Annotated in this window: 19 protein-coding genes; 17 read left to right on the top strand and 2 right to left on the bottom strand. The window is 55.7% G+C overall.

What is annotated here, in order from left to right; genetic code table 11:
* Window positions 1–930: 930 nt before the first annotated feature.
* The 14 genes from lrhA (at window position 931) to nuoN (ending at window position 17439) form a co-directional block, all read left to right on the top strand.
* Window positions 931–1869: a transcriptional regulator LrhA gene (gene lrhA, locus AC4ICF_RS16185; RefSeq protein ID WP_116338570.1), complete on the top strand. Its 939-nt coding sequence runs from the start codon at window positions 931–933 to the stop codon at window positions 1867–1869.
* 630 nt (window positions 1870–2499) lie between these two features.
* Window positions 2500–2940: an NADH-quinone oxidoreductase subunit NuoA gene (nuoA, locus tag AC4ICF_RS16180; protein ID WP_014171000.1), complete on the top strand. Its 441-nt coding sequence runs from the start codon at window positions 2500–2502 to the stop codon at window positions 2938–2940.
* Window positions 2941–2955: 15 nt separating this feature from the next.
* Window positions 2956–3630, top strand: coding sequence for an NADH-quinone oxidoreductase subunit NuoB (gene nuoB / locus AC4ICF_RS16175; protein WP_003861482.1), 675 nt, complete (start codon window positions 2956–2958; stop codon window positions 3628–3630).
* Between the two features lie 89 nt (window positions 3631–3719).
* Complete coding sequence (gene nuoC / locus AC4ICF_RS16170) at window positions 3720–5522, top strand: NADH-quinone oxidoreductase subunit C/D (protein ID WP_028013933.1); 1803 nt, start codon at window positions 3720–3722, stop codon at window positions 5520–5522.
* Window positions 5523–5524: 2 nt separating this feature from the next.
* Window positions 5525–6025: an NADH-quinone oxidoreductase subunit NuoE gene (gene nuoE / locus AC4ICF_RS16165; protein ID WP_008500208.1), complete on the top strand. Its 501-nt coding sequence runs from the start codon at window positions 5525–5527 to the stop codon at window positions 6023–6025.
* Complete coding sequence (gene nuoF, locus AC4ICF_RS16160; RefSeq protein WP_006811381.1) at window positions 6022–7359, top strand: NADH-quinone oxidoreductase subunit NuoF; 1338 nt, start codon at window positions 6022–6024, stop codon at window positions 7357–7359. Before nuoE ends, nuoF begins: the two co-directional genes overlap by 4 nt.
* Before the next feature lie 54 nt (window positions 7360–7413).
* Window positions 7414–10137: an NADH-quinone oxidoreductase subunit NuoG gene (nuoG, locus tag AC4ICF_RS16155; protein ID WP_163330272.1), complete on the top strand. Its 2724-nt coding sequence runs from the start codon at window positions 7414–7416 to the stop codon at window positions 10135–10137.
* The gene (gene nuoH / locus AC4ICF_RS16150; protein WP_008500211.1) at window positions 10134–11111 is read left to right on the top strand and encodes an NADH-quinone oxidoreductase subunit NuoH; all 978 of its coding nucleotides are present in this window, start codon (window positions 10134–10136) and stop codon (window positions 11109–11111) included. The genes nuoG and nuoH overlap by 4 nt, the downstream gene beginning before the upstream one ends.
* Before the next feature lie 13 nt (window positions 11112–11124).
* A complete protein-coding gene (gene nuoI, locus AC4ICF_RS16145; protein ID WP_003861491.1) occupies window positions 11125–11667 on the top strand; it encodes an NADH-quinone oxidoreductase subunit NuoI in 543 nt (180 codons plus the stop codon).
* Window positions 11668–11677: 10 nt separating this feature from the next.
* A complete protein-coding gene (nuoJ, locus tag AC4ICF_RS16140; protein WP_008500212.1) occupies window positions 11678–12232 on the top strand; it encodes an NADH-quinone oxidoreductase subunit J in 555 nt (184 codons plus the stop codon).
* Complete coding sequence (gene nuoK, locus AC4ICF_RS16135; protein WP_003861496.1) at window positions 12229–12531, top strand: NADH-quinone oxidoreductase subunit NuoK; 303 nt, start codon at window positions 12229–12231, stop codon at window positions 12529–12531. Before nuoJ ends, nuoK begins: the two co-directional genes overlap by 4 nt.
* Complete coding sequence (nuoL, locus tag AC4ICF_RS16130; RefSeq protein ID WP_061097545.1) at window positions 12528–14369, top strand: NADH-quinone oxidoreductase subunit L; 1842 nt, start codon at window positions 12528–12530, stop codon at window positions 14367–14369. Before nuoK ends, nuoL begins: the two co-directional genes overlap by 4 nt.
* 76 nt (window positions 14370–14445) lie before the next feature.
* A complete protein-coding gene (gene nuoM, locus AC4ICF_RS16125; RefSeq protein ID WP_023312532.1) occupies window positions 14446–15975 on the top strand; it encodes an NADH-quinone oxidoreductase subunit M in 1530 nt (509 codons plus the stop codon).
* Window positions 15976–15981: 6 nt separating this feature from the next.
* Window positions 15982–17439 carry an NADH-quinone oxidoreductase subunit NuoN gene (nuoN, locus tag AC4ICF_RS16120; RefSeq protein WP_061097547.1) on the top strand — a complete coding sequence of 486 codons (1458 nt, stop codon included), beginning with the start codon at window positions 15982–15984 and terminating at the stop codon, window positions 17437–17439.
* Window positions 17440–17530: 91 nt separating this feature from the next.
* Here nuoN and AC4ICF_RS16115 read toward each other — a convergent pair whose 3' ends face one another.
* Both AC4ICF_RS16115 and rnz read right to left on the bottom strand, forming a co-directional pair.
* Window positions 17531–18535 carry a chemotaxis protein gene (locus AC4ICF_RS16115; protein WP_116338576.1) on the bottom strand — a complete coding sequence of 335 codons (1005 nt, stop codon included), beginning with the start codon at window positions 18533–18535 and terminating at the stop codon, window positions 17531–17533.
* A 64-nt stretch (window positions 18536–18599) separates the two neighbouring features.
* Entirely contained in the window at window positions 18600–19517 is a 918-nt protein-coding gene (rnz, locus tag AC4ICF_RS16110) for a ribonuclease Z (RefSeq protein ID WP_116338578.1), read from the bottom strand.
* A 71-nt stretch (window positions 19518–19588) separates the two neighbouring features.
* Here rnz and AC4ICF_RS16105 point away from each other — a divergent pair, with 71 nt between their 5' ends.
* The 3 genes from AC4ICF_RS16105 to menF all read left to right on the top strand — a co-directional run bounded on the left by AC4ICF_RS16105 (window position 19589) and on the right by menF (window position 21790).
* Window positions 19589–20050 carry a GNAT family N-acetyltransferase gene (locus AC4ICF_RS16105; RefSeq protein WP_316379336.1) on the top strand — a complete coding sequence of 154 codons (462 nt, stop codon included), beginning with the start codon at window positions 19589–19591 and terminating at the stop codon, window positions 20048–20050.
* A 53-nt stretch (window positions 20051–20103) separates the two neighbouring features.
* Entirely contained in the window at window positions 20104–20409 is a 306-nt protein-coding gene (elaB, locus tag AC4ICF_RS16100) for a stress response protein ElaB (protein ID WP_028013924.1), read from the top strand.
* A gap of 85 nt (window positions 20410–20494) precedes the next feature.
* A complete protein-coding gene (gene menF / locus AC4ICF_RS16095; RefSeq protein WP_316379337.1) occupies window positions 20495–21790 on the top strand; it encodes an isochorismate synthase MenF in 1296 nt (431 codons plus the stop codon).
* Window positions 21791–21821: the final 31 nt, after the last annotated feature.

Raw genomic sequence — 21821 nt, 5'->3', positions numbered from 1 at the left:
AACCTTTTCGCTATTATTGCCACTCCCTGCCGTGGAAGTCAGCACGGAATAATGTACTCCCCCCTCGCTCCGTTTTGAAGGGTGTACAGGAGAAGATTTTGTGCACGATGCGAATTTCTGATGAATCTATTTGGCTGGTCGTTGACGATTTTGCGGACTTAACGTATTGATCTGGTCGCTGTTTAAGGTTAATTATGCTGTATAATTCTATTAATTATGTATATTGTTCTGATGTAAAATAAATGGCGCTCAGGAAGGAGACAGAAGTCACGCTAAGTGACTTTTCGTAAAACCTGAGTGTTGGAAAAATCTTGCAGTAATAGCCCGAAGCGGCTAAAAGTTAATCATGTGAAATTAATGTTAAGTGTTATTAATGAATGGCTTTAATCAAAATTAAAATTTATTTATTATTAGCGAACAAAATGCAACTTTAGTTAATTTTAATAAAATTAGTTGAGAAGCTTAACAAACCTCCTTAATCCTGAATATTGCAATAAGACTTATAAATAAAGTGGATTTGGGTTAAGATGTCTTTAAGGAAAGCAGAAGAAAGATGCACAAGCTTTGTATATCTCAAACTGGCTTTCTGATTTAATTGATTGTTATTGTTGGAGTTATCTCTGGCTGGAATGTGTCAAACATCTCCTGCTACGTTGACAGCGCTGCGATAAAGATGGCAGAAAAAGTGTTACGCCTTTAATGTAATTTACATAAACCTGCGAACATCTAAATATCCTGAACGTTTAAGAGAATAAAAATAACGTCATGAAACGTGCTTTCTGACTGTTGATATAAAGCAGCACAATAACTATCTGTCAGGCAGTCTGCCGGGCCGGGATGCGAGGGAAAACCTTCAGAAGGAATTGCTTAACTGTTACACACAGCTTCAACCCGGGCAGCTCCGCACGAGCAACCTGAAAGTGAATAGATATGATAAATGCAAATCGTCCGATAATGAATCTCGACCTCGATCTGCTGAGAACGTTTGTTGCGGTCGCCGATCTCAACACTTTTGCAGCAGCTGCTGCCGCCGTCTGCCGAACTCAGTCCGCCGTTAGCCAGCAAATGCAGCGGCTGGAGCAACTGGTTGGGAAAGAGCTTTTTGCCCGTCACGGGCGTAATAAGCTCTTAACGGAACACGGTATTCAGCTACTGGGTTATGCCAGGAAAATTCTTCGCTTTAATGATGAAGCATGTATGTCATTAATGTTTAGCAACCTTCAGGGGGTGTTAACTTTAGGGGCATCTGATGAGTCAGCGGATACTATTTTGCCGTTTCTTCTCAATCGAATTAGCTCGGTTTATCCGAAGCTTGCGCTGGATGTTAGCGTAAAACGTAATGCCTTTATGGTTGAGATGTTAAATGAGAATAAGGTCGACCTGGTGGTCACGACGCATCGTCCCGGGCAGTTTGATTGTCTGACGTTGCGCACATCGCCAACGCACTGGTATTGCGCGGCTGAATATGTGCTGCAAAAAGGGGAGCCGGTACCGCTGGTTTTACTGGACGATCCGAGTCCCTTCCGCGATATGGTGCTAACGGCGTTAAATGAAGCCAACATTCCGTGGCGTCTGGCCTATGTGGCATCTACATTGCCCGCGGTGCGTGCCGCGGTGAAAGCCGGTCTTGGCGTCACGGCCCGTCCGGTGGAGATGATGAGCCCCGATCTGCGCGTTCTCGGTAAATCAGATGGGCTCCCTGCGCTGCCGGATACCGAGTACCTGCTTTGCCATAACGCGGCCAGTCACAACGAGTTGGCAAAGGTGGTGTTTGAGGCGATGCAAAACTACCACAACCCGTGGCAGTTTGAGCATGTTACCTCCGAAGGGGGGGATGATTCCCTGATCGTAGAAGGTGACTTTGAGTGATCAAAAGCTCAAAATTCTGGTAACAAATTGTAAGTGTAAAAAAAAGCCACTCGTGTCGTTTTCGCACGCAGTGGCTTTTTTTTGACAATATTATCCCCATTCGTCACCAGGTTTTCATAAAGAGATCATACATATCAAAGAGGTAAATGCTTCCGCTTAAATATTGTTCGTTTTGCGTTCTAACTTCGTCCATAGTCCCTCAATGTTAAAAAAGCAGCAAATATGTTGCCGGTTTTTTGGTTGAATTAACAAAAGCGTGTCTCAGATCAAGAAAATACTCCTATTTGGGGGGAGGAATCGTTGGCAAATCCTGTCAAAATAGGAGGGTTATTTTTTTTACTTCCAAAACGGACACGATTCAACAACACACATTTGACGAAAAGTCCGGTAACCACCAGGGTTAAAGGGCACCAAATGTTAATGAGAATCGCTCGATGTAATTTAATGTGAAGAAACCTTTGTTAAAGTTGACAATAGGTTATAGAAAGGAGTAAAAAACCCCATCATTTTGCTGTCTACGTCTCATTTCAGACAGTTAGTGTAAGGTTATTTGTTCCTCCCCATGAATCGATGTGATGCCCATCTGCCAGCAAGAGCAGTGTCGTTGGTATCACTTTTGATGAGTAAGCAATGAGTATGTCAACATCCACAGAAGTCATCGCTCATCACTGGGCATTCGCAATCTTTCTTATTGTAGCCATTGGCCTGTGCTGCCTGATGTTAGTCGGCGGCTGGTTCCTGGGCGGTCGCGCCCGTGCAAGGCACAAAAACACACCTTTCGAATCAGGTATTGATTCAGTAGGTTCCGCTCGCTTACGCCTGTCTGCCAAGTTCTATCTGGTAGCGATGTTCTTCGTCATCTTCGACGTGGAAGCGCTCTACCTGTTCGCATGGTCGACCTCCATTCGCGAAAGTGGTTGGGTGGGCTTTGTCGAGGCCGCAATTTTCATTTTAGTGTTACTGGCCGGTCTGGTTTATCTGGTGCGTATTGGCGCGCTTGACTGGACGCCTGCGCGTTCACGTCGTGAACACATCAACCCGGAAAACAGTATCTCTAATCGTCAGCAGTAACAGCGAGGCAATAAGATGGATTATACGCTCACCCGCATAGATCCTAACGGTGAGAATGACCGTTACCCCCTGCAAAAACAGGAGATCGTAACCGACCCCCTGGAGCAAGAAGTCAATAAAAGCGTGTACATGGGCAAACTCGAACATGCCATGCACGATATGGTCAACTGGGGTCGTAAGAACTCTATCTGGCCATACAACTTTGGTCTTTCTTGCTGCTACGTTGAAATGGTGACGTCATTCACTGCGGTGCATGACGTTGCGCGTTTTGGGGCCGAGGTACTGCGTGCTTCCCCGCGTCAGGCTGACCTGATGGTGGTAGCCGGTACCTGCTTTACCAAGATGGCACCTGTTATTCAGCGTCTGTATGACCAGATGCTGGAGCCAAAATGGGTTATTTCCATGGGCGCATGTGCAAACTCTGGCGGTATGTACGACATTTATTCCGTCGTGCAGGGCGTTGATAAGTTCATTCCGGTGGATGTTTACATTCCGGGCTGTCCGCCGCGTCCAGAAGCCTACATGCAGGCGCTGATGCTGCTGCAGGAGTCTATCGGTAAAGAACGTCGCCCGCTTTCATGGGTTGTTGGCGATCAGGGTGTCTATCGCGCGAACATGCAGTCTGAGCGCGAGCGTAAACGTGGTGAACGTATTGCCGTCACCAACCTGCGTACGCCTGACGAAATTTAATTTGCGCCTGTAGGCCTGGAGAAAACCTTCGCATATCACTACTCAAATAGCGCGAAGCCAGGCTTAACAGTCACCACGGACCATTTGCAATGGTGAACAATATGACCGACTTAACCGCGCAAGAAGCCGCCTGGCAGACCCGGGATCATCTTGATGACCCCGTCATTGGCGAACTGCGCAACCGTTTTGGGCCGGATGCCTTTACCGTTCAGGCGACCCGCACCGGGGTACCCGTTGTTTGGGTGAAGCGTGAGCAATTGCTGGAAGTTGTCGATTTCCTCAAGAAATTGCCAAAACCTTACGTCATGCTGTTTGACTTACACGGCATGGACGAACGTCTGCGTACGCACCGCCAGGGTCTCCCTGCTGCGGATTTTTCCGTTTTCTACCACCTGATCTCAATAGACCGCAACACGGATATCATGCTCAAGGTGGCATTGTCTGAAAACGACATGCATCTGCCGACGATCACCAAACTTTTCCCGAACGCCAACTGGTACGAGCGTGAAACCTGGGAAATGTTCGGCATGACCTTCGACGGCCACCCGCATCTGACGCGCATCATGATGCCGCAGACCTGGACCGGCCACCCGCTGCGTAAAGACTACCCGGCACGTGCAACCGAATTCGATCCGTTTGAGCTGACCAAAGCCAAGCAGGATCTGGAGATGGAAGCACTGACCTTCAAGCCGGAAGACTGGGGCATGAAGCGCGGTACCGAAAACGAGGACTTCATGTTCCTCAACCTCGGTCCAAACCACCCGTCTGCGCACGGTGCGTTCCGTATTATTCTTCAGCTTGATGGCGAAGAGATTGTCGACTGCGTGCCTGACATCGGCTATCACCACCGCGGTGCTGAGAAGATGGGCGAGCGTCAGTCCTGGCACAGCTACATTCCGTATACCGACCGTATCGAGTACCTCGGCGGCTGCGTAAACGAGATGCCATACGTGCTGGCCGTTGAGAAACTGGCAGGCATCACCGTACCGGATCGCGTTAACGTGATTCGCGTGATGTTGTCAGAACTGTTCCGCATCAACAGCCACCTGCTGTACATCTCCACCTTCATTCAGGACGTCGGCGCGATGACTCCGGTCTTCTTTGCCTTTACCGATCGTCAGAAAATCTACGATCTGGTGGAAGCGATTACCGGTTTCCGTATGCACCCGGCCTGGTTCCGTATCGGCGGCGTGGCACACGATCTGCCGCGCGGCTGGGACCGCCTGCTGCGTGAATTCCTCGACTGGATGCCAAAACGTCTGGCCTCCTACGAGAAAGCCGCGCTGCGCAACACCATCCTGAAAGGCCGTTCCCAGGGCGTTGCTGCTTACGGCGCGAAAGAAGCGCTGGAGTGGGGTACCACAGGTGCTGGCCTGCGCGCGACCGGTATTGATTTCGACGTGCGTAAAGCCCGTCCTTACTCTGGTTACGAAAACTTCGACTTTGAAGTCCCGGTTGGCGGCGGCGTTTCCGACTGCTACACCCGCGTGATGCTGAAAGTGGAAGAGCTGCGCCAGAGTCTGCGCATCCTTGAGCAGTGCCTCAACAACATGCCGGAAGGCCCGTTCAAGGCGGATCACCCGCTGACGACGCCGCCACCGAAAGAGCGCACGCTGCAGCATATCGAAACCCTGATCACCCACTTCCTGCAGGTTTCCTGGGGTCCGGTCATGCCGGCGCAAGAATCCTTCCAGATGATTGAAGCGACCAAGGGTATTAACAGTTACTACCTGACCAGTGACGGCAGCACCATGAGCTACCGTACCCGCGTGCGTACGCCGAGCTTTGCGCACCTGCAGCAGATCCCGTCCGCCATCCGCGGCAGTCTGGTCTCCGACCTGATTGTGTATCTGGGTAGTATCGATTTTGTTATGTCAGATGTGGACCGCTAATTATGCACGAGAATCAACAACCACAAACCGAGGCTTTTGAGCTGAGTGAAGCAGAGCGTGCCGCCATTGAGCACGAGATGCACCACTACGAAGACCCGCGTGCGGCGTCCATTGAAGCGCTGAAAATCGTACAGAAACAGCGTGGTTGGGTGCCGGATGGGGCGATCTATGCGATCGCTAAAGTGCTGGGTATTCCGGCAAGCGACGTAGAAGGCGTAGCCACGTTCTACAGCCAGATCTTCCGTCAGCCGGTTGGCCGCCATGTGATCCGCTACTGTGACAGCGTTGTCTGCCACATCACCGGTTATCAGGGCATTCAGGCTGCGATTGAGAAGAAGCTCAATATCAAGCCGGGCCAGACCACGTTCGATGGACGCTTTACTCTGCTGCCAACCTGCTGCCTGGGTAACTGCGACAAGGGGCCGACCATGATGATTGATGAGGACACTCACAGCCATCTGACGCCGGAAGCGATTCCTGACCTGCTGGAGCAGTACAAATGAAAACTGTAATTCGTACTGCTGAGACGCATCCGCTGACCTGGCGTCTGCGCGATGACAAACAGCCGGTATGGCTCGACGAATACCAGAGCAAAAACGGCTATGCCGGCGCGCGTAAAGCCCTTGGCGGCATGGCGCCGGACGACATCGTTAACGCGGTAAAAGATTCCGGCCTGAAAGGCCGCGGCGGCGCGGGTTTCTCCACTGGCCTGAAGTGGAGCCTGATGCCAAAAGACGAATCCATGAACATCCGTTACCTGCTGTGTAACGCCGATGAAATGGAGCCGGGCACCTATAAAGACCGCCTGCTGATGGAGCAGCTGCCGCACCTGCTGGTGGAAGGCATGCTGATCTCCGCGTTCGCGCTGAAAGCGTACCGTGGCTACATCTTCCTGCGCGGTGAGTACATCGAAGCGGCAGAAAACCTGCGTCGCGCGATTGCCGAAGCGACAGAGGCGGGTCTGCTGGGTAAAAACATCCTGGGTACCGGCTTTGACTTCGAACTGTTCGTGCACACCGGTGCCGGGCGTTATATCTGCGGTGAAGAAACCGCGCTGATTAACTCCCTCGAAGGCCGCCGCGCGAATCCGCGTTCCAAGCCACCGTTCCCGGCAAGCTCCGGCGTGTGGGGTAAACCGACCTGCGTCAACAACGTCGAAACCCTGTGTAACGTTCCGGCGATCCTCGCGAACGGCGTGGAGTGGTATCAGGGCATCTCCTCAAGCAAGGATGCCGGTACCAAGCTGATGGGTTTCTCCGGTCGCGTGAAGAATCCTGGCGTCTGGGAACTGCCGTTCGGTACCACCGCACGCGAAATTCTTGAAGACTACGCCGGCGGCATGCGCGATGGCCTGAAATTTAAAGCCTGGCAGCCGGGTGGGGCAGGGACAGACTTCCTGACCGAAGCCCACCTTGACCTGCCGATGGAATTCGAAAGCATTGGTAAAGCGGGCAGCCGTCTGGGTACGGCGCTGGCGATGGCCGTCGACCACGAGATCGGCATGGTCTCGCTGGTGCGTAACCTGGAAGAGTTCTTTGCCCGCGAGTCCTGCGGCTGGTGTACACCGTGCCGTGACGGTCTGCCGTGGAGCGTGAAGATCCTGCGCGCCATTGAGCGTGGCGAAGGCCAGCCGGGCGATATCGAGACGCTTGAGCAACTGTGTCGATTCTTAGGGCCAGGTAAAACCTTCTGCGCCCACGCACCGGGTGCCGTCGAGCCGCTGCAGAGCGCGATTAAATATTTCCGCGACGAATTCGAAGCAGGCATTAAGCAGCCGTTCAGCAATACCCATTCAATTAATGGTATTCAGCCGAACCTGCTGAAAGCGCGCTGGTAAAAACAGAATTTTGATTAACGCTCGGTTTCGGCCGAGCCAACTGGAAGCATGCTAATGGCTACGATTCATGTAGACGGCAAAGAATACGAAGTCAACGGGGCGGACAACCTGCTGGAAGCTTGTCTGTCTCTTGGCCTCGATATTCCGTACTTTTGCTGGCATCCGGCGCTGGGCAGCGTCGGTGCTTGCCGCCAGTGTGCGGTGAAGCAATATCAAAACGCGGAAGACACGCGTGGTCGCCTGGTGATGTCCTGTATGACGCCAGCCACCGAAGGCACCTTTATTTCGATTGATGACGAAGAAGCCAAACAGTTCCGCGAAAGCGTGGTGGAGTGGTTGATGACCAACCACCCGCACGACTGTCCGGTTTGTGAAGAGGGCGGTAACTGCCACCTTCAGGATATGACCGTGATGACCGGTCACAGCTTCCGTCGCTATCGCTTTACCAAGCGTACCCACCGTAACCAGGACCTTGGGCCGTTCATCTCTCACGAAATGAACCGCTGCATCGCCTGCTACCGCTGCGTGCGTTACTACAAAGACTATGCAGACGGTCAGGATCTGGGCGTGTATGGCGCACATGACAACGTCTACTTCGGTCGTCCTGAAGACGGTACGCTGGAGAGCGAATTCTCTGGTAACCTGGTAGAAATCTGCCCGACCGGCGTATTCACGGATAAAACCCACTCCGAGCGTTACAACCGTAAATGGGACATGCAGTTTGCGCCAAGCATCTGCCAGCAGTGTTCCCTCGGCTGTAACACCAGCCCGGGTGAGCGTTACGGCGAGCTGCGTCGTATCGAAAACCGCTACAACGGTACCGTTAACCACTATTTCCTGTGCGACCGCGGTCGTTTCGGCTATGGCTATGTGAATCTAAAAGACCGTCCGCGTCAGCCGGTTCAGCGCCGTGGCGACGATTTCATCACTCTGAACGCCGAGCAGGCGATGCAGGGCGCGGCAGATATTCTGCGCCAGTCGAAGAAAGTGATCGGTATCGGCTCTCCGCGCGCCAGCATCGAAAGCAACTTCGCGCTGCGTGAGCTGGTTGGGGCAGAAAACTTCTATACCGGCATCGCCCAGGGCGAGCAGGAACGTCTGCAGCTGGTACTGAAAGTGCTGCGTGAAGGTGGTATCCATACCCCTGCGCTGCGCGAAATCGAATCTTATGATGCGGTTCTGGTGCTGGGTGAAGACCTGACGCAGACCGGCGCACGCGCGGCTCTGGCGGTTCGTCAGGCGGTGAAGGGCAAAGCGCGTGAAATGGCAGCGGCGCAGAAAGTGGCCGACTGGCAGATTGCGGCAATCCTCAACATTGGCCAGCGCGCGAAGCATCCTCTGTTTGTGACCAACGTCGACAGCACCCGTCTGGACGATATCGCCGCGTGGACCTACTGCGCGCCGGTTGAAGATCAGGCGCGTCTTGGCTTTGCCATTGCCCACGCGCTGGACAGCAACTCCCCAGCCGTTGAGCTGGATCGCGACCTGCAAAACAAGGTCGACGTGATTGTTCAGGCCCTGGCGGGTGCGAAGAAACCGCTGATTATTTCCGGTACCAACGCCGGCAGCGCGGAGATCGTTCAGGCGGCAGCAAACGTTGCCAAAGCCCTGAAAGGCCGCGGTGCGGACGTTGGCGTGACCATGATTGCCCGTGCGGTGAACAGCATCGGTCTGGGTATGATTGGCGGTGGTTCGCTGGAAGAAGCATTAAGCGAACTGGAGTCCGGTTCCGCTGACGCCGTTGTGGTGCTGGAAAACGACCTGCATCGTCATGCGTCTGCCGCTCGCGTTGACGCCGCGCTCTCCAAAGCGCCGCTGGTAATGGTGATTGACCATCAGCGCACCGCGATCATGGACAAAGCACACCTGGTGCTCTCTGCGGCAAGCTTCGCAGAAAGCGACGGTACGGTTATCAACAACGAAGGCCGCGCCCAGCGTTTCTTCCAGGTTTATGACCCGGCGTACTACGACAGCAACACTGTGATGCTGGAAAGCTGGCGCTGGCTGCACTCCCTGCACAGCACCGTGCAGAGCCGTGAAGTGGACTGGACGCAGCTCGACCACGTTATCGACGCGGTAGTCGAAAAACTGCCTCAGCTGGCAGGCATTAAAGATGCCGCGCCTGAAGCAAGCTTCCGCATTCGTGGCCAGAAACTGGCGCGTGAACCGCACCGCTACAGCGGCCGTACCGCGATGCGCGCCAACATCAGCGTGCACGAACCGCGCCAGCCGCAGGATAAAGACACCATGTTCGCCTTCTCCATGGAAGGGAACAACCAGCCGTCTGCGCCGCGTTCGCAAATCCCGTTCGCATGGGCTCCGGGCTGGAACTCCCCGCAGGCATGGAACAAGTTCCAGGCTGAAGTGGGTGGCTCCCTGCGCCACGGCGATCCGGGCGTGCGTCTGATTGAAGCCTCCGAAACCGGTCTGGATTTCTTCACGACCGTACCGGCGAGCTTCCAGGCTCAGGATGGTCAGTGGCGTATTGCGCCGTACTACCATCTGTTCGGTAGCGACGAGCTGTCCCAGCGTTCACCGGTCTTCCAGACCCGTATGCCGCAGCCTTACATCAAGCTCAACCCGGCGGATGCCGCGAAGCTTGGCGTTAACGCGGGCGCGAACATCGCCTTTAGCTATGACGGCCAGACAATCAGCCTGCCGCTGATTATCTCCGAAGGTCTGACAGCAGGGCAGGTGGGTCTGCCGATGGGTATGCCTGGCATCGCGCCGGTTCTGGCGGGCGCGCGTCTTGATAATCTGCAGGAGGCAAAAGCATGAGTTGGTTAACGCCGGATCTTATCGACATCCTGCTGAGCATTCTGAAAGCGATTGTTATCCTGCTGGTGGTGGTCACCTGCGGTGCGTTCATGAGCTTTGGTGAACGTCGTCTGCTCGGTCTGTTCCAGAACCGTTACGGACCGAACCGCGTGGGTTGGGGTGGTTCACTCCAGCTGGTCGCGGACATGATCAAGATGTTCTTTAAAGAGGACTGGATCCCACGCTTCTCGGACCGCGTGATCTTTACTCTGGCTCCGATGATCGCCTTCACCTCGCTGCTGCTGGCGTTTGCTATCGTTCCGGTCAGTCCGACCTGGGTGGTTGCTGACCTGAACATCGGCATTCTGTTCTTCCTGATGATGGCAGGCCTCGCGGTTTACGCGGTGCTGTTCGCAGGCTGGTCCAGTAACAACAAATACTCGCTGCTGGGTGCGATGCGTGCTTCCGCGCAGACGCTGAGCTACGAAGTGTTCCTGGGGCTCTCCCTGATGGGCGTGGTGGCGCAGGCCGGTTCATTCAACATGACCGACATCGTCAATAACCAGGCCGACATCTGGAACGTTATCCCGCAGTTCTTTGGGTTTATTACCTTTGCTATCGCGGGCGTGGCCGTGTGTCACCGTCACCCGTTTGACCAGCCAGAAGCCGAACAGGAACTGGCCGACGGTTACCACATCGAATATTCCGGTATGAAGTTCGGTCTGTTCTTCGTGGGCGAGTACATCGGTATCGTCACCATTTCCGCGTTGATGGTAACGCTGTTCTTTGGTGGCTGGCATGGCCCGTTCTTACCGCCGTTCATCTGGTTCGCGCTGAAAACCGCGTTCTTCATGATGATGTTCATTTTGATTCGCGCAGCGTTACCGCGTCCGCGTTATGACCAGGTAATGTCCTTCGGCTGGAAAGTGTGCCTGCCGCTGACGCTCGTCAACTTGTTGGTAACGGCAGCTGTCATTCTCTGGCAGCAGCCATAAGGGGCTATAGACCATGACCTTAAAAGAATTACTGGTAGGCTTCGGTACCCAGGTACGCAGTATCTGGATGATCGGCCTGCACGCGTTTGCCAAACGCGAAACCCGGATGTACCCGGAAGAGCCGGTATATCTGCCGCCGCGCTACCGTGGCCGTATCGTGCTGACGCGCGACCCGGACGGTTCCGAGCGCTGCGTTGCCTGTAACCTGTGTGCGGTAGCGTGTCCGGTCGGCTGTATCTCTCTGCAGAAAGCAGAGACGGTAGACGGCCGCTGGTATCCTGAGTTCTTCCGCATCAACTTCTCACGCTGCATCTTCTGCGGTCTGTGTGAAGAAGCGTGCCCAACCACGGCGATTCAGCTGACTCCGGACTTTGAGCTGGGTGAGTACAAGCGTCAGGACCTGGTGTACGAGAAAGAGGATCTGCTGATTTCCGGTCCGGGCAAATACCCGGAATATAACTTCTACCGGATGGCGGGTATGGCAATCGACGGCAAAGATAAGGGCGAAGCAGAGAACGAAGCTAAGCCTATCGACGTCAAGAGCCTGTTACCGTAAGGAGAGGGCAATGGAATTCGCTTTTTATATCTGTGGCCTTATCGCCATCCTGGCCACGCTGCGAGTGATTACGCACACCAATCCGGTGCATGCGCTGCTGTACTTAATCATCTCGCTGCTGGCCATTTCCGGGGTGTTCTTCGCGCTGGGCGCGCACTTTGCCGGTGCGCTGGAAATCATCGTCTACGCCGGGGCCATCATGGTGCTGTTCGTATTCGTGGTGATGATGCTGAACCTGGGCGGCTCTGAAATTGAGCAGGAACGTCAGTGGTTAAAACCGCAGGTGTGGATTGGCCCGGCAATTTTGTCGGCCATCATGCTGGTGGTGATCGTTTACGCCATTCTGGGTGTTAACGATCAGGGCATCGACGGCACGCCGATTGGTGCGAAAGAGGTGGGTATCACGCTCTTTGGCCCATACGTTCTGGCGGTGGAACTGGCCTCAATGCTGTTGCTGGCAGGCCTGGTTGTAGCTTTCCACGTTGGCCGCGAAGAGCGTGCTGGCGAGGTGCTGAGCAACCGCACTGACGACCGCGCGAAAAGAAAAACGGAGGAGCGCGCATGATCCCCTTAACACATGGACTGATCCTCGCTGCGATTTTATTCGTTCTGGGTCTGACCGGTCTGGTTATCCGCCGCAATCTGCTGTTTATGCTGATCGGTCTGGAAATCATGATTAACGCCTCCGCGCTGGCCTTCGTGGTCGCCGGAAGCTACTGGGGCCAGACCGATGGTCAGGTGATGTACATTCTCGCTATCAGCCTCGCGGCTGCCGAAGCGAGTATTGGCCTGGCGCTGTTGCTGCAGCTCCATCGTCGCCGCCAGAATCTGAACATCGATTCAGTAAGTGAGTTGCGTGGATGAACATGCTTGCCTTAACCATTATTTTTCCGCTGATTGGCTTCGTGCTGCTGGCGTTTTCTCGCGGCCGCTGGTCCGAGAATCTGTCTGCAACCGTCGGCATGGGCTCTGTTGGCCTGGCCGCGCTGGTCACAGCGTATGCGGGTATCGACTTCTTTAACAACGGGCGTCAGCCTTTCAGCGTGCCGCTGTGGACGTGGATGTCGGTCGGTGATTTCAACATCGGTTTCAACCTGGTGTTGGACGGCCTCTCGCTGACCATGCTCTCCGTGGTCACCGGCGTTGGCTTCCTGATCCACATGTTTGCCTCCTGGTACATGCGCGGTGAAGAGGGATACTCCCGCTTCTTCGCCTACACCAACCTGTTTATCGCCAGCATGGTCGTTCTGGTGTTGGCCGATAACCTGCTGCTGATGTATCTGGGCTGGGAAGGCGTGGGTCTGTGTTCTTACCTGCTGATCGGTTTCTACTATACCGATCCGAAGAATGGCGCAGCGGCCATGAAAGCGTTCGTCGTGACCCGCGTGGGTGACGTCTTCCTCGCGTTCGCGTTGTTCATTCTCTACAACGAACTGGGCACGCTGAACTTCCGCGAAATGGTGGAACTGGCGCCGGCGCACTTCGAAGCAGGCAACAACATGCTGTGGTGGGCAACGCTGATGCTGCTGGGTGGTGCCGTGGGTAAATCCGCACAGCTGCCGTTGCAGACCTGGCTGGCCGACGCGATGGCGGGTCCAACCCCTGTCTCCGCGCTGATCCACGCCGCGACCATGGTAACTGCCGGTGTTTATCTGATTGCGCGTACCCATGGCCTGTTCCTGATGACCCCGGAAATTCTGCATCTGGTGGGTATTGTCGGTGCAGTTACGCTGGTGCTGGCGGGCTTTGCTGCGCTGGTGCAGACCGACATCAAGCGTGTTCTCGCATACTCCACCATGAGCCAGATTGGTTACATGTTCCTGGCGCTGGGCGTTCAGGCGTGGGACGCGGCCATTTTCCACCTGATGACGCACGCGTTCTTTAAAGCGCTGCTGTTCCTCTCGTCCGGTTCCGTCATCCTGGCCTGCCATCACGAACAGAACATCTTCAAGATGGGCGGACTGCGTAAGTCCATCCCGCTGGTGTATGTTTGCTTCCTGGTGGGCGGCGCGGCGCTGGCGGCACTGCCGCTGATCACCGCGGGCTTCTTCAGTAAGGACGAAATCCTTGCGGGCGCCATGGCGAATGGTCATATCAATCTGATGGTTGCGGGTCTGGTCGGTGCGTTTATGACCTCCCTGTATACCTTCCGTATGATTTTCATCGTATTCCACGGTAAAGAACAAATTCACGCTCACGCAGGTAAGGGGATCACTCACCACCTGCCGCTGATTGTGCTGCTGGTACTCTCCACCTTCGTTGGCGCGATGATTGTGCCTCCGCTGCAGGGCGTACTGCCAGACACTACCGAGCTTGAGCACGGTCGCGTTCTGACGCTTGAAATCACCTCCGGTGTGGTCGCTATCGCGGGCATCCTGATCGCTGCATGGCTGTGGCTGGGTAAACGCACGCTGGTCACTGCCGTTGCCAACAGCGCGCCGGGCCGTCTGCTGGGTACCTGGTGGTACAACGCGTGGGGCTTCGACTGGCTGTACGACATGATCTTCGTTAAGCCGTTCCTGGGCATTGCGTGGCTGCTGAAGCGCGACCCGCTGAACAGCCTGATGAATATCCCGGCGATCCTCTCGCGCTTTGCAGGTAAAGGCCTGCTGTACAGCGAGAACGGTTACCTGCGCTGGTATGTGGCGTCCATGAGCATCGGTGCGGTTGTCGTGCTGGCGCTGCTGATGGTGTTGCGTTGATCGTTAAGTGAATTTTATTCGAATTCGTTGAAAATCAGGCCCCTGCTGGGGGCCTTAAAAAGGAATGTAAATCGCCATGTTACTACCCTGGCTAATATTAATTCCCTTCATCGGCGGCTTCCTGTGCTGGCAGACTGAACGCTTTGGCGTGAAGATGCCGCGCTGGATCGCGCTGATCACCATGGGATTGACGCTCGCGCTTGGCCTGCAACTGTGGTTGCAGGGCGGTTACTCACTGACCCAGTCTGCGGGCATTCCGCAGTGGCAGTCTGAGTTTATCCTGCCGTGGATCCCGCGTTTCGGTATCACCATCCACCTGGCGATTGACGGTCTGTCGCTGCTGATGGTAGTGCTGACTGGTCTGCTCGGCGTTCTGGCGGTACTCTGCTCCTGGCGAGAAATCGAAAAATACCAGGGCTTCTTCCACCTGAACCTGATGTGGATCCTGGGCGGCGTGATCGGCGTGTTCCTTGCCATCGACATGTTCCTGTTCTTCTTCTTCTGGGAGATGATGCTGGTGCCGATGTACTTCCTGATCGCGCTGTGGGGCCACAAGGCGTCCGACGGTAAAACGCGTATCACGGCGGCAACCAAATTCTTCATCTATACCCAGGCGAGTGGTCTGGTGATGCTGATTGCGATTCTGGCGCTGGTGTTTGTTCACCACAACGCGACCGGCACCTGGACCTTCAACTACGAAGATCTGCTGAAGACGCCAATGTCCCACGGCGTTGAATACCTGCTGATGCTGGGCTTCTTCATCGCCTTCGCGGTGAAAATGCCGGTGGTTCCGCTGCACGGCTGGCTGCCAGACGCGCACTCTCAGGCACCAACGGCGGGTTCTGTTGACCTGGCGGGCATCTTGCTGAAAACGGCGGCCTACGGTCTGCTGCGCTTCGCACTGCCGCTGTTCCCGAATGCTTCCGCAGAGTTCGCGCCAATCGCCATGTGGCTGGGCGTAATCGGAATCTTCTACGGCGCGTGGATGGCCTTCACGCAGTACGACATCAAGCGTCTGATTGCCTACACCTCCGTTTCCCACATGGGCTTCGTGCTGATTGCTATCTACACCGGCAGCCAACTAGCGTACCAGGGCGCGGTGATCCAGATGATTGCGCACGGTCTGTCCGCAGCCGGCCTCTTCATCCTGTGCGGCCAGTTGTACGAACGTCTGCATACCCGCGACATGCGCATGATGGGCGGTCTGTGGAGCAAAATTAAGTGGCTGCCAGCGCTGTCCATGTTCTTCGCGGTGGCTACCCTGGGGATGCCGGGTACCGGTAACTTCGTCGGCGAATTTATGATTCTGTTCGGCAGCTTCAAAGTGGTACCGGTGATTACCGTGATCTCCACCTTTGGTCTGGTGTTCGCTTCCGTGTACTCGCTGGCGATGCTGCACCGCGCTTACTTCGGTAAAGCGAAGAGCGAAATTGCTGCTCAAGAACTGCCGGGGATGTCGCTGCGCGAGCTGTTCATCATCCTGCTGCTGGTCGTACTGCTGGTGCTGCTGGGCTTCTTCCCGCAGCCGATTCTGGATACCTCGCACAGCGCGATGGGTAACATCCAGCAGTGGTTTGTTAATTCTGCTTCTACTACAAGGCCGTAATTCGCCATGACAATAACTCCACAACAACTGATCGCGCTGCTACCGCTGCTGATCGTCGGATTGACGGTGGTGGTTGTGATGCTCTCCATTGCGTGGCGACGCAATCACTTCCTGAATGCCACGCTGTCGGTCATCGGACTGAACGCCGCGTTAGTCTCTCTCTGGTTTGTTGGCCAGGGTGGGGCGATGGACGTCACCCCGCTGATGCGCGTTGACGGCTATGCCATGCTTTACACCGGTCTGGTGCTGCTGGCGAGCCTGGCGACCTGTACCTTTGCGTACCCGTGGCTTGAAGGCTACAACGACAACAAAGAAGAGTTTTACCTGCTGGTTCTGATTGCCGCGCTGGGCGGCATTCTGCTGGCGAATGCCAACCACCTGGCCGCGCTGTTCCTCGGTATTGAGCTGATCTCTCTGCCGCTGTTCGGCCTGATTGGTTACGCCTTCCGCCAGAAGCGTTCTCTGGAAGCGAGCATCAAGTACACCATTCTGTCTGCTGCTGCGTCCTCGTTCCTGCTGTTTGGTATCGCGCTGCTGTACGCACAGTCCGGTAACCTCTCCTTCATGGCGCTCGGCAAGAGCCTCGGTGATGGCATGCTGCATGAGCCGCTGCTGCTGGCGGGTCTGGGTATGATGATCGTTGGCCTCGGCTTCAAGCTCTCTCTGGTTCCGTTCCACCTGTGGACGCCAGACGTCTACCAGGGCGCTCCGGCGCCGGTGTCGACCTTCCTGGCGACGGCGAGCAAAATCGCTATCTTCGGTGTGGTCATGCGTCTGTTCCTGTACGCGCCGGTCGGTGACAGCGAAGCGGTTCGCGTGGTGCTGGGCATTATCGCGTTCGTCTCCATCATCTTCGGTAACCTGATGGCGCTGAGCCAGACCAACATCAAGCGTCTGCTGGGCTACTCGTCCATCTCTCATCTGGGCTACCTGCTGGTGGCGCTGATTGCGCTGCAGAGCGGTGAGATGTCAATGGAAGCCGTGGGCGTGTATCTGGCAGGTTACCTGTTCAGCAGCCTCGGCGCCTTCGGCGTGGTGAGCCTGATGTCCAGCCCGTACCGTGGCCCGGATGCCGATTCACTGTTCTCCTACCGTGGTCTGTTCTGGCACCGTCCGATCCTGTCCGCGGTGATGACAGTGATGATGCTCTCTCTGGCGGGTATCCCAATGACGCTGGGCTTTATCGGTAAGTTCTACGTGCTGGCCGTTGGTGTGCAGGCACACCTGTGGTGGCTGACTGCGGGCGTGGTGATTGGCTCCGCGATTGGCCTCTACTACTACCTGCGCGTGGCGGTGAGCCTGTATCTGAGTGCGCCTCAGCAGCTCAACCGTGATGCGCCATCCAACTGGCAGTACAGCGCCGGGGGTATCGTGGTACTCATCTCCGCGCTGCTGGTGCTGATCTTCGGTATCTATCCGCAGCCGCTGATTGATATTGTGCAGCGAGCGATGCCATTAATGTAAAAACAAAAAACCCGCCTCGGCGGGTTTTTTATGGTTTGCGCCCTCTCCCTGTGGGAGAGGGATGGGGTGAGGGCACCAGCCCGCACAGGACTTAAGCCAGCTGTTTCCTGCTAATCAACGGCCCGTCAATCTTCTTCATCGAGCGGTCCAGCACCTCTTCAATCACCGACGACAGCTCGTTCAGCTCAAACTTCGCCACATACCCGTCCGCCTTCACCTTGCGAATATGATCTTCGTTAGCGTTGCCGGAAAGGGACGAGTGGATCACCACCGGAATATCCTTCAGGACCGGGTCGGTTTTGATTTTGCGCGTCAGCGTAAATCCGTCCATCTCCGGCATTTCGAGGTCGGTCAGCACCAGGGCGATCTTGTCTGTGATCGGCACACCCTCAGCCTGCGCCTGAGCGGCCAGCACACCAATTTTCTCCCACGCGTCTTTACCGGTGATGTGCAACTGCGCCGGGATCTCCATCGCCTGCAGACCTTTCTCCAGCATCGAACGCGCTACTTTGGAATCTTCCGCCACAATGGCGACCGAACCCGGTTTGATGTTGAATTTGGTAGTCTTGAGATTGGTCGCGTGCAGATCGTGATTGGCCGGGGTGATGTCATACAGGATCTGCTCAACGTCAAGCACCATCGCCAGATCGTTGGTATCCGTTTTCTCATCGAGGCAGGCAATGCTGGTGATATAGCGGCCGCTGACGGCGGTTTCCGCCGCGTGCACCTGCTTCCAGTCCAGACGCATGATGTTCTCAACTGATTCCACGGCAAAGGCCTGCACGCTGCGAGCGTATTCGGTGATCAGCAGGATGTTCAGCCCGGTGGTGGGCTTACAGCCCGCCACGGCGGCCAGGTCGATCACCGGGATCACCTGATCGCGTATATTCACCATCCCCATCAGCGGTGATTTCATCCCGGCGGGTTTTGTGAATTCCGGCATCGGCACAATTTCACGCAGCTTAAAAACGTTAATGCCAAACAGCTCGGATTTATTTTCGTTCAGAGAGGTGCCAAGACGGAACAGCAACAGTTCAAAACGGTTCGACAGGGTGAGATTCGCCCTGTCATCAATATCTTTCTGGAAATTATCCATTCTACCCTCGAGAGAAATGCTGACCTTTTAATCGTTATCGGCATTCTGAGAGAAAAATGAAGGGCTAAACGCTGACCTTAGCGAAATCTTCGGCCAGCTCGCACGCCGGGAACACCGCCAGGCACTCTGCCAGCAGGCTTGCGCACCCCCGCGCGTCGTAGCGGGAGCTAACATGAGTGACGATCAGTCTCCCTACACCCGCATCACGGGCAAGCTGCGCCGCCTGACGCGTTGAGCTGTGGCCGCGGCCGTTGGCTTTCTCTTCCATCGCCGTCTCCAGCGTGGCTTCGTGCACCATCACGTCCACGTCCTGGGCAAGCGTGAGCGCCGTCGGGCAGGGGGCCGTATCGCCAAAAATCGCCAGTTTTTTGCCTGGTTGCGGTGCGGAGAGATAATCCTGGCCGTTGATGACGCGTCCGTCCTCCAGCGTGACGGTCTCGCCCTGTTTGAGTCGCTGGAACAGCGGCCCGGGTTTTACGCCGTCGGCCATCAGCGCGGCGGCATCAAGCGCGCCGGGTTTGTCATGCGCTTCAACACGGTAGCCATAGCATTCCACAGGATGATTGAGCGGTTGAGCACTAACCCGATAATCTCCGTCATCGAATACCAGGCCTTCCGTAATCTCAACCACCTCCAGCGGATAATCGGTCCACGACCCGCTCAGGCGCAGCGTGGTTTCAACAAATTCACGAATACCCGCAGGTCCGTAAATCGTCAGCGGGTTGGCGTTACCGGCCATAGAGCGGCTGCACAGCAGGCCGGGAAGGCCAAACAGATGGTCGCCATGAAGATGAGTAATAAAAATTTTGTCCAGCTTGCCGGGGTGATACGAGGTATGTAACAGCTGATGCTGCGTCCCCTCACCGCAGTCAAACAGCCACAGCCCGCCGCGGGTGGGATGCTTAAGATCCAGCAGAATTGCCGTCACGTTTCGTGAGCGGGTTGGCACGCCAGCGGACGTACCCAGAAAAATCAGTTCCATAACGCAATCAGCCCTTTGCCGAACGGGGAGGGGTTTAGTATAACGTGATGAACCCCAGGAAGGAGAAAGAGATGATCCAGTGGCAAGATTTACATCATAGTGAGCTCACCGTTCATTCGCTCTATGCGCTGCTTAAACTGCGCTGCGAAGTGTTTGTGGTTGAACAGACCTGCCCGTATCAGGACATCGACGGCGATGACCTCGTTGGCGAAAACCGCCATATCCTTGGCTGGAAGGATGACGAGCTGGTGGCGTATGCGAGGATTCTGAAAAGCGAGGACGATGTCGAGCCCGTCGCGATAGGTCGGGTTATCGTCAGCGGTAACGCGCGCGGTGAAAAGCTGGGCTATCTGCTGATGGAAAAAACGCTGGAGGCATGCCAAAAACAGTGGCCGGACAAGGCGTTATACCTGGGCGCGCAGGCACACCTGCAATCCTTCTACGGTCATTTCGGTTTTATGCCGGTCACCGACATCTACGACGAAGACGGTATTCCGCACATCGGCATGGCGCGCGAAGCGAAACAGGCGTAATGGCGCGTCGTTGTCTATAGTTAGCGGACTGGTGTACTAACATGGAGAAAAATATGTCATTTCAATCCTGGGATACCCGTATCGACGACGACCTGACCTTACTGAGCGAAACGCTGGAAGAGGTGTTACGTTCCTCAGGCGACCCTGCCGATCAGAAATATATCGAGCTGAAAGCCCGTGCAGAGCAGGCGCTCCACGACGTTAAAAACCGCGTCAGCCATGCGTCTGATACGTATTACTACCGCGCCAAAAAAGCGGTTTATCGTGCCGATGACTACGTCCATGAAAAACCGTGGCAGGGCATTGGGGTGGGGGCAGCCGTAGGGCTAGTGCTGGGGCTGCTGCTGGCCCGTCGTTAAGGCGCTTAACCACTCCCTATACGTGGGTACTGATATTTCTTATGGTACCCCGTATAATATGAGGTTTTAACAGGGAGAGGTTCGCGTGAATTCGATTTTCCTCGCGCTGGAGCACCTGCGTACCCAGCTTGCGCAAGCGTTACCTGCAACATCCGGCCTGCGTCAATTCGACGTCTCTTTCCCGTTAAACGATGCCTTCGATCCCCTCGCCTGGCTGGGCGAGCAGCAGTGCTATCCGCAGTTTTACTGGCAACAGCGTAACGGCGATGAAGAGCTGGCCGCGCTGGGAGCGGTTACCCAATTCTCCTCTCTGGCGTTAGCCTCGCAGTTTTTGCGCGCACAACACGCGCCTGAAGATACCCGTATCTGCGGCCTGAACGCGTTTAACCCGGAGCAGGGCAGCCTCTTTTTACCGCGTCTGCTGTGGCGTCGTACCGCTGGCCACGCCACGTTGCGCCTGCAGCTGTGGAGCGACAGCTCGCTTGAGGACGATGCCGACACCGCGCGGGCGTTCTTACAGCAACTCCTTCCCGCAAAACCCATCCGTCCGCTCTCCGTGCAGGTTGAGCGCGAAACCCATCATCCGGAAAAACCGCAATGGCTTAGCCTTATCGGCAAAGCGACAGAGACGATTGCACGCGGTGATTTCGAAAAGGTGGTTCTCGCCCGCGCAACCGATTTGCAGTGTAAACAGCGCGTTAACCCCGTCGCGCTGATGGCCGCCAGCCGCGCCCTGAATTTAAACTGCTATCATTTTTGCATGATATTCGACGCCAGCAATGCGTTTCTCGGCTCCACGCCAGAGCGTCTCTGGCGGCGACGCGGCAAGCTGCTGCGCACCGAAGCACTGGCGGGCACCGTTGCCAGCCATACTGACGATAAGCAGGCGCAGCGTCTCGGCGAGTGGCTGCTGAATGACGATAAAAACCAGCGCGAAAATATGCTGGTGGTGGAGGATATATGCCAGCGTCTTCAGCACCACACGCAGACGCTGGAGGTGTTGCCGGCTCAGGTCGTCCGCCTGCGCAAAGTGCAGCACTTACGCCGCTGTATCTGGACCGAGCTTAAGCAGGCCGACGATGAGTTGTGCCTGCACGTGCTCCAGCCGACGGCGGCGGTAGCCGGGCTACCGCGACAGCCTGCTCGTGAGTTTATACAGCACGTAGAACCCTTTAACCGCGAGTGGTACGCCGGTTCAGCCGGGTATTTATCCCCCGAGCAAAGCGAGTTCTGCGTGGCGCTGCGCTCGGCGCGCGTCCGGGAAGACGCCCTGCGGCTCTACGCCGGCGCCGGCATTGTCAGCGGGTCTGACCCGGAGCAGGAGTGGCAGGAGATCGAAAACAAAGCCGCCGGATTGCGCTCTCTGCTCCTAAGGGATTAATACAGATTCGCGCAATCCCGATTCATATCAA

Source organism: Enterobacter sp. ECC_219_Taxon_10, assembly GCF_058354905.1.
This window is presented reverse-complemented; position numbering and strand designations above follow the sequence as displayed.

Bases quoted from the DNA above. Each gene is read 5' to 3' on its own strand.
- lrhA (WP_116338570.1), top strand. From the start codon at position 931: ATGATAAATGCAAATCGTCCGATAATGAATCTCGACCTCGATCTGCTG.
- nuoA (WP_014171000.1), top strand. From the start codon at position 2,500: ATGAGTATGTCAACATCCACAGAAGTCATCGCTCATCACTGGGCATTC.
- nuoB (WP_003861482.1), top strand. From the start codon at position 2,956: ATGGATTATACGCTCACCCGCATAGATCCTAACGGTGAGAATGACCGT.
- nuoC (WP_028013933.1), top strand. From the start codon at position 3,720: ATGGTGAACAATATGACCGACTTAACCGCGCAAGAAGCCGCCTGGCAG.
- nuoE (WP_008500208.1), top strand. From the start codon at position 5,525: ATGCACGAGAATCAACAACCACAAACCGAGGCTTTTGAGCTGAGTGAA.
- nuoF (WP_006811381.1), top strand. From the start codon at position 6,022: ATGAAAACTGTAATTCGTACTGCTGAGACGCATCCGCTGACCTGGCGT.
- nuoG (WP_163330272.1), top strand. From the start codon at position 7,414: ATGGCTACGATTCATGTAGACGGCAAAGAATACGAAGTCAACGGGGCG.
- nuoH (WP_008500211.1), top strand. From the start codon at position 10,134: ATGAGTTGGTTAACGCCGGATCTTATCGACATCCTGCTGAGCATTCTG.
- nuoI (WP_003861491.1), top strand. From the start codon at position 11,125: ATGACCTTAAAAGAATTACTGGTAGGCTTCGGTACCCAGGTACGCAGT.
- nuoJ (WP_008500212.1), top strand. From the start codon at position 11,678: ATGGAATTCGCTTTTTATATCTGTGGCCTTATCGCCATCCTGGCCACG.
- nuoK (WP_003861496.1), top strand. From the start codon at position 12,229: ATGATCCCCTTAACACATGGACTGATCCTCGCTGCGATTTTATTCGTT.
- nuoL (WP_061097545.1), top strand. From the start codon at position 12,528: ATGAACATGCTTGCCTTAACCATTATTTTTCCGCTGATTGGCTTCGTG.
- nuoM (WP_023312532.1), top strand. From the start codon at position 14,446: ATGTTACTACCCTGGCTAATATTAATTCCCTTCATCGGCGGCTTCCTG.
- nuoN (WP_061097547.1), top strand. From the start codon at position 15,982: ATGACAATAACTCCACAACAACTGATCGCGCTGCTACCGCTGCTGATC.
- AC4ICF_RS16115 (WP_116338576.1), bottom strand. From the start codon at position 18,535: ATGGATAATTTCCAGAAAGATATTGATGACAGGGCGAATCTCACCCTG.
- rnz (WP_116338578.1), bottom strand. From the start codon at position 19,517: ATGGAACTGATTTTTCTGGGTACGTCCGCTGGCGTGCCAACCCGCTCA.
- AC4ICF_RS16105 (WP_316379336.1), top strand. From the start codon at position 19,589: ATGATCCAGTGGCAAGATTTACATCATAGTGAGCTCACCGTTCATTCG.
- elaB (WP_028013924.1), top strand. From the start codon at position 20,104: ATGTCATTTCAATCCTGGGATACCCGTATCGACGACGACCTGACCTTA.